The sequence below is a fragment of the Streptomyces sp. NPDC060198 genome, from assembly GCF_042728415.1.
Taxonomy (GTDB): domain Bacteria; phylum Actinomycetota; class Actinomycetes; order Streptomycetales; family Streptomycetaceae; genus Streptomyces.
This window is the reverse complement of the sequence record NZ_JBHWZJ010000358.1, coordinates 1-7,183: the sequence shown is the minus strand read 5'-3', so window position 1 is coordinate 7,183 and position 7,183 is coordinate 1. Positions and strand designations below refer to the sequence as shown.

At 67.0% G+C, this 7,183-nt stretch carries 6 protein-coding genes and 1 pseudogene; 3 read left to right on the top strand and 4 right to left on the bottom strand.

Going from position 1 to position 7,183, the window contains the following annotated elements:
* The coding region (locus tag ACFWEP_RS29120; protein ID WP_387374422.1) for a serine/threonine-protein kinase at nt 1-1,146 on the bottom strand (1,146 nt) is incomplete at its 3' end.
* Nucleotides 1,147-1,404: 258 nt separating this feature from the next.
* Between ACFWEP_RS29120 and ACFWEP_RS29115 the strand changes: the two genes are divergently transcribed.
* Both ACFWEP_RS29115 and ACFWEP_RS29110 read left to right on the top strand, forming a co-directional pair.
* On the top strand, nt 1,405-2,274 hold the full coding sequence (locus tag ACFWEP_RS29115) for an IS5 family transposase (RefSeq protein ID WP_387374420.1): 870 nt from the start codon (nt 1,405-1,407) through the stop codon (nt 2,272-2,274).
* 71 nt (nt 2,275-2,345) lie between these two features.
* Nucleotides 2,346-2,641: pseudogene (locus ACFWEP_RS29110) on the top strand (hypothetical protein).
* Nucleotides 2,642-2,649: 8 nt separating this feature from the next.
* Here the strand turns inward: ACFWEP_RS29110 and ACFWEP_RS29105 are convergent.
* From ACFWEP_RS29105 to ACFWEP_RS29095, 3 genes are read right to left on the bottom strand one after another with little or no spacing between them, the layout of a single operon-like run.
* The gene (locus tag ACFWEP_RS29105; RefSeq protein ID WP_387374418.1) at nt 2,650-3,009 is read right to left on the bottom strand and encodes a hypothetical protein; all 360 of its coding nucleotides are present in this window, start codon (nt 3,007-3,009) and stop codon (nt 2,650-2,652) included.
* On the bottom strand, nt 3,010-4,170 hold the full coding sequence (locus ACFWEP_RS29100; RefSeq protein WP_387374417.1) for an ImmA/IrrE family metallo-endopeptidase: 1,161 nt from the start codon (nt 4,168-4,170) through the stop codon (nt 3,010-3,012). It lies immediately after the preceding gene.
* Nucleotides 4,163-5,566: a hypothetical protein gene (locus ACFWEP_RS29095; RefSeq protein ID WP_387374415.1), complete on the bottom strand. Its 1,404-nt coding sequence runs from the start codon at nt 5,564-5,566 to the stop codon at nt 4,163-4,165. The genes ACFWEP_RS29100 and ACFWEP_RS29095 overlap by 8 nt, the downstream gene beginning before the upstream one ends.
* Nucleotides 5,567-6,085: 519 nt before the next feature.
* On the opposite strand from ACFWEP_RS29095, the gene ACFWEP_RS29090 reads away from it, so the two are divergent.
* Complete coding sequence (locus ACFWEP_RS29090) at nt 6,086-6,925, top strand: IS5 family transposase (RefSeq protein WP_387374414.1); 840 nt, start codon at nt 6,086-6,088, stop codon at nt 6,923-6,925.
* Nucleotides 6,926-7,183 lie beyond the last annotated feature (258 nt).

Genomic DNA, 7,183 nt, shown 5'->3' with positions numbered 1-7,183 from the left:
GTCCGGCTTGCCCGCAGAAGGATCGGCGTCCCGCTTGCCCCCGGGGGTGCGGGACGCGGTGGAGGCGCCGTGACCCTCGCCGGGCGAGGTCGAGGCGTCGGTGACGGCGAAGGCGGTCACCGTGACGGCGGCCAGCGCGACGGACGCCCCGGCGAACAGGAGCCGCCCCCGCGCGGGCAGCGCCCGGCGCGTGGGCCGCGCCTTGGCCGGCGCAGGGCTCCGGTGCGTGTGCCCCGCCGTGCGCGGCGCGCTCTGCCCGGCCGCGACGAGGCTCGTGGTGTTCGTGGTGTTCGCCGTCGGTACGAGAGCCGTGCGGTCCTCGTCGGCAAGCGCGGTCAGGACGCGGGCACACCCACCGGCCGTGGGCCGGTCCTGCTCGTCCAGGCTGGTCATGTCCCGTATCAGCGAGGCCAGTCGGTCGGGCAGGCCGGGAGGCAGCACGGGTGCCCGGTGCAGCCGCGCGATCGCGGCCTCCACGGGGATACCGTCGTACTCCAGCCTGCCGGTGAGGCACTCCAGGAGTACAAGGCCGAGCGCGTACACGTCGGCGGCCCGGCCGACGGGGCGGCCGAGGACCTGCTCCGGGGCGAGGTAGGCGGCGGTGCCGACGAGGGTGCCGGCGGTGGTGCGGGAGGGGTCGTCCAGCATCCGTGAGATGCCGAAGTCGATGAGGTGCGGGCGGCGGGCAGCGTCCAGGACGATGTTGGACGGCTTGACGTCGCGGTGGACGATGCCCGTCTCGTGCGCGTGGTCCAGCGCCTGGGCAACGCCCGCGCCGAGGGCGGCGGTCGCGGCGGGGAGCAGCGGCCCTTCGGCGATGCGCTTGAGCAGGTTGTCGCCCTCGACCAACCGCATGACCAGGAAAGGGCGTCCGTCGTGCTGTCCGGTGTCGTAGGCGGTGACGAGGCCGGGGTGGTCCAGTCGGGCCAGCATGACGGCCTCGTTGTGCAGGCTCTCCTCGAAGTCGACGCCCGCGTCCTGCCGGAAGACCTTGACCGCCACCGGTCGGCGCAGCCGCAGGTCGAATCCGCGGTGCACGTGCGCCGCGCCGCCCGAGCCGAGGAGCCCGTCCAGGCGGTACCGGCCACCCACGATCTCGGCGGTACACAGGGACGCGGCGTTCTGCGCGAAGTCCTGAAGCCTCATTCCCTCTCCCACTGTCGAGGGCGGGTGCCCTGACCGCGCCGTTCCCGGCGCGCTTCGGGACGCGGGTACCCCCGTGTGGCGGGAGTACCCCCGCGCTGATGATCTGGCAGTCCTGATCCGCTCGGTTGTACGTGCGGCGACCGTATGCGTGCGGCGACCGTGCTGATCACTCTCGGCGGCGGCCACGGGGTGGGACGTACCTAGGGCGTGTTTTAGGTCGGGGTTCCGGTCCATGCCTCATGCCGTGATGATCACGGTGTGGGGCGTGGGGATCTTTCTGATGAGCAGTGGTCGGTGCTGGACTCGTTGCTGCCTGCGGCTGGTGTGAGCCGCAGGTCTGCCAGTCGGCGGATGCTGGTGGACGGGGTGCGATGGCGGGTACGGACCGGCGTCTCGTGGCGTGACCTGCCGCGTGAGTACGGGCCCTGGCAGACCGTTTACGGACTCCTCCGCAGGTGGCAGCGGCAGGGCGTATGGGCCCGGCTGCTGACGCTGTTGCAGGCTCGGGCCGACTTGTCCGGGCTGATCACCTGGGAGATCAACGTCGACTCCACGATCTGCCGGGCCCACCAGCACGCGGCCGGTGCCCGCCGGAACGGCGCCGGGCAGAAGGAACCGCCCGGCGAGGTCCGCCAAGAGCCGGACGACCACGGGCTCGGAAGGTCCCGGGGCGGGTTCACCACGAAGATCCACTTGGCGTGCGAGCAGGGACAGAAGCCGTTGGCGCTGTTGGTCACGGCAGGTCAGCGGGGTGACAGCCCGCAGTTCGAGCCGGTCCTCCAAGCGATCCGGGTGCCCAGGCCGGCCCGCGGACGCCCCAGACGCAGACCCCTGCGAGTGCGAGGTGATAAGGCCTACTCCTCCCGCGCCAACCGCGCCTACCTGCGCAGACGCGGGATCCGGTGCACGATCCCCGAGCCCGCCGGCCAGATCCGCAACCGCAAACGCCGAGGCCGCGATGGGGGCCGTCCGCCGGCCTTCGACCGGCAGGACTACAAGGCCCGGCACGCAGTCGAGTGCGGAATCAGCCGGCTCAAGCAGCACCGGTCGGTGGCAACTCGTTACGACAAGCTCGCCGTCCGCTTCGAGGCCACTGTCCAGATCGCGGCGATCCATCAGTGGCTGTGAACCACCGGCCGCCGGCCCGGCCGTGCCATGCTGACTACCGGCATTCAGCAGCTCAGGGCAGGGGAGAAGCAGTGGCCGCGAGGTACTACGGCGCCGACAGCGAGAACGGCGACCACGTCGACGACCCCTCTGAGGACAGCCTGTTCATGCTGATCGGCGACCTGAACGACAGTGACAATATCTTCGTCACCGTCCAGCCCGACGAGGACGACCCCGCCTGGTTCGCCTCTGTCGCCGTCCTAGACGAGGGCGGATACGAGATCGTCCGCCGTGACACCACCACCGCGAGCACGACGTCACCATCGGCACCAACAGGGATCGCATCGCGGGCGACCTCACCAGATGGCTGGCCGCCCGCGCTTCCTAAGCCATGGCCTAGCCCGGGTCGCGTTCCGAGTCGGTCTGCTGGACTTCCCGACGCTCTCGGTCAATGAGCTCGGCGATTCCCTCGATGCTTCCGTCGCTGCGTGACCGTCGCGAGCGGACCCGGCGGATCACCCCGCGGGTGGCCGACTTGAGCGAGCTCGCGATGACATCGGAAGCCACACCACCGGCGATCGAGAGGGCGATGGTGACGATTTCCGAGACGCCGAAGCCGTGTCCTTCCTCGACGGCCAGCACCTTGACGTTGATCCCGTGGTCGGTGAACTTGCGCTCTTCGACGTCGATCAGCGCCGACCCGGGGAGACCGGAGTCGTGCGGGTCGATCTCCACGTCGAGCTCGATGACGGTCATTCATGCCTCCGGGACGGGTCGGGGGAACATGGGTAAGGCGTGCGAAGTCGGGCGGTCGGCTTCCTCGGATGTCAGGGTGCTTTCCCAGCGGGCGGCGCTCTCCCGGACGGCCTTCACACTCGAAGCCGCCAGCTGACGGCGTATGGACTGAATGACGTAAAGGCCGGCGCCTCCCAGAACGATGTCGGTGCTCGAGGGGCCGGCCGATCGGACGAAGGGGTGGATCAGGGTCTGTCGTGAGGGTCCGGTGACCGCGAAGGTCCCTTCTTCGCCGGCCAGGCGCCATGCCAGCAGCTTTTCCACGGCGAGGATTTCGAACAGCCAGCGGATCGCCATCCAGATGTCACCGACGGTGACATTCTCGATGGGGCTCCTGAAGAGTACGTCGTAGGCGAAGCGATCGGCTTCGGCCTCCAGCTCCGGACCTGATCTGCCCTCTTGATGCAGGAGGAGGTGCGCGAACTCGTGGGCGATCATGAAGGTCATCTGGATCCGTGCTGCGTTGACGGCTCCTCCTCCGGCCAGCTCTGAACGTACACGCATCATGGGGATCTGGTCCCATCGGACGTTGCGGTAGAGCGGCAGAAGGAACGGAAGGAGGCTGTCGTAGGACGGGTTCGGCAGTGCGGCGTTGCTGCCAGTCGTGCCTATCAGCTCCTGCCGCACGCTTACGGCATTCCAGAGGAACAGGTCGATGGTGTGCCACAGCTGTCGAGTTACCAGGGACAACCTGACCTGGCGTGTCGAATGGTGCGCGCGGACATACAGGCGAGGATCGAAGGTGACAACTACCTCGATGTCGTCGACCTGGGGGAAGGCAGGACGAAGGTGATCGCGGACATGCACGACTGTTTCTTCCGCCCAGGTGGGCAGCGGCAAGGGATGCCCCTGCTGGGTCCACCAGTACAGGCGTAATGCGCGATCAAAAGCAGGTTGCCGCCACTTGCGGTACTCCTGCACGGCCGCCTCGTCTGCAGCTGATCCGAGGCTCGCCACTGACCGGAGGACGAAGTAGATCAGCGACTGGCGCTCGCGGTCTTCTTCGAAGGGCGAAAGCGCAGGGATGCCTCGTGGAGGAAAAGGAGGTTCTGACGACTTGTCGAACAGGTAGTTGAGGTACGAGTCAGCGTCGAGACCGACCCCGCTGTATTCCTCAGGCATAGGTCACACCAAGATTGTCGAGGTGTACAAACAGGGCCAGTTCGTAGTCGGCGGCCATGTGTCCCGTCATCATGGCGTGCGTGTCGACCCCGCCGGACAGCAGGTGCTCCCCGATGCCCTCAGCCGCACCCGTGAGAACAGCGGCGTACGAGTCACTCGGGCCCGTCGTGGAGAAGAACGTTTTGAAACCATCAAGCGTCCAAGCGAAGCGCGAAATCTCGGCGCAGCTCGCGGGCTCCCCCGAGGGCATCAGGAGACCGTCGAACGTGGTCATGTCGGCAGGGACCAAGAGAGCGCAGCGACGAAAGATCACCACAGCCAGGAGATAGTCATACACCGACCCTTGTAAAACCGCTCGACTGTAGGCCGTGAGCCCCAGGTCGAGGAGCATCCAGCCGGCGAGACGGGATAGCCGGTAGGGCGTGAGGCGCGATTCCACAAGCGCAATGTGGCCGAGCAGCGCATGCGCATAGCCACCTACACGTATCCGCTCGCCCACGAAGTTGACGAGGTTCTGGAGTCGGTGCTCGGACTCCACAGGGTCGGTGGAGGCGGCCAAGGCACGCGCCAGAGCCGACATCGCGTCGTTCAGCGAGTCGAGATCGCCGACGAGGCGGTACCGGGCGACATGGGCGAAACCGAGATTCGACAGGAACGGCACCACGGAGGGCTCGTCGAAATCCGCCTCCGCTACAGCCCTGCCCAGGAGGGCGACCGCCTCATTGAGATCGTCCGATGAGCGATCTCGCTCACCCCGCAGGCGCAGGGCACGTCCCAGCAAGTAGCAGGACTCGGCGGCCTTCCGTCGAGGACCTGTGAGGACGGACACGGCCCGGCGAAGCGATATGACTGCCTCACCCAGGGACCCCGGAAGAAGGGCCAGCTCATAGTGCATGAGGAGGGCTCGGCCCATGGTCTCGAACTGCTCACCTTGCTCGATGCTGCCGTCCCTGGCCGATTCCGCGAGGAATCCCGCGATACCCGAGACGGTCAACCAGTCTTCCGCCGAATGCGCAGGGTCTGTGGATTCGGTCAACGAGGCGCGGACCCCGTAGGCGGTAAGCCGTGCCCGCTGGACATCGATCCGAGCGCACGCTTCTGGAGAGCGCGCTATCGCTTCGTCCAAGCGGTTGATGCCCCTAGACAGAGGCTCCGTACTGCCCAGAGCCAGACATGCGCCGATCTCCACGTCCACGAGTTCCAAGAGCGGCAGTATCGAATTCGGGACGGTGGGGTCTCGCAGAACGGCTTCCCACAGCGCGACCAACTCTTCGAGTGCTTGTGTGTCCCTGCCAGCGAGGGCTTGTTCGGCTAAGGCTCGGGCGGATTGAACCCGCGCGGCAGAGCGACCCCAGATGCCGCCGTCATCGGCGTCCGTGCCCAGTAAGTCTGTCACCGCGCCAGTATCCGTCCCGACTCGGCATGAGTAGCCCCGAACGCCGGAGAACCTCTTGTCCGTACAGGGATCCCGCACAACGGGTCGGCCCCAGGCGTTCGACAAGCTCCTCACCAAACCGAAGGTGTCGGGCCTGCACGGTTCCTGCCTGCGCGATCGGGGCCGGCGCATCGTTCAGGACGCCGTCTGCACGCCTGGGCTGCAGGTCATGCAGTCATCAGAGCGATCCCGCCCCACACCGTGATCATCACGGCACGAAGCGAGACATGGACCCCAGTTCTAAAACACCCACTAAGAGGGTGTTTACACCTCTTTCGATGCGGTTTCAGGTGTTATGTGAATCGGCTTTGATGAGATGGATGCTTCTCGAGGTCGCGGTGGTGCTTGTGGGGTGCTGATGCCGCCGTCTCGCCCGCACCCCTCCTGTTTCATCCCAGGACGCGCCGTCGTGCACCGTTCGCTTCGTGCGCCTGATGCACGCGCCTGGCCGGGTCCTCGGCCGACCGGTACTCCAGAATCATGACTGAGCGCCGTCGCTACCCAAGCGACCTCTCCGATGCCCGATGGGAGCTGGTCGAGCCGACCCTGACCGCCTGGCGGTCCGAGCGCCGCGGCCGCGGCCTGGACATCGGCAGGCCACCGAACCACGACCTGCGCAGTCTCCTGGACGCGGTCCTCTACGTGAACCGCACCGGTATCCCGTGGCGCTATCTGCCGCACGACTACCCGCACTGGAACACCGTCTACGCCTACTTCGCCCGCTGGCAGGAAGAAGGTGTATTCGACCAGCTCAACAGCCTCCTCCGGCGCCAAGTCCGCAGGCAGGAAGGCCGGGAGGACGAACCGACCGCCTGCGTCATCGACTCCCAGAGCATCAAGACCTCCACCAACGTCCCCGCCACCGGGCAAGGCATCGACGCGGGCAAGAAGATCGTCGGCCGCAAGCGGAGCATCGTCATCGACACCGTCGGACTCCTCCTCGGAGTGCTGGTCACTGCGGCCAGCGTGCAGGACTCGACCGCCGGCCGAACCCTCATTGAACGGATCGCCACCGAGCATCCCACCGTCCGCAAAACCTGGGTCGACGGCGGCTACCGCCAGCACCTCGTCGAGCACGCCGCCACGCTCGGCATCGACATGCACATCGTCCGCCGCGACCTCACCACCAGGGGCTTTGCCGTTTTGCCCCGCCGCTGGACCGTCGAGCGGACCCTGGGATGGCTCATGAACCACCGCCGTCTGGCCCGCGACTACGAGGCACACCCACACCGGTCCGAAGCCATGATCCACCTTGCGATGATCAACCTCATGACCCGCAGACTCACCGCCGAATCCACCCCAACATGGCGCGGCACATGAACCATCTACAACCGCGCAATCCGGGATGAAACAACGGGACTAAACGCCCTCTAAGCACCTCCTGCCCGGGACGGCCGCCCCCGGGTGCGCAATCCCACAAGATCATCGCGTCCGACGGCCACGGTTCTCGCGACTCCCACAGATCGCGGGTGTCGCGAGGACCGTCAGAACCCGAGGATCGGGGAACGAAGCCCGTGCGGTGCGCCGCAGGGCGGAGGAGGGAGTCGACGCGGAGCGTCGGCGACCGACGGTGAAGCC

Coding starts and splice junctions, on each gene's coding strand:
- ACFWEP_RS29105 (WP_387374418.1), bottom strand. CDS start 3,009: ATGACCGTCATCGAGCTCGACGTGGAGATCGACCCGCACGACTCCGGT.
- ACFWEP_RS29100 (WP_387374417.1), bottom strand. CDS start 4,170: ATGCCTGAGGAATACAGCGGGGTCGGTCTCGACGCTGACTCGTACCTC.
- ACFWEP_RS29090 (WP_387374414.1), top strand. CDS start 6,086: ATGACTGAGCGCCGTCGCTACCCAAGCGACCTCTCCGATGCCCGATGG.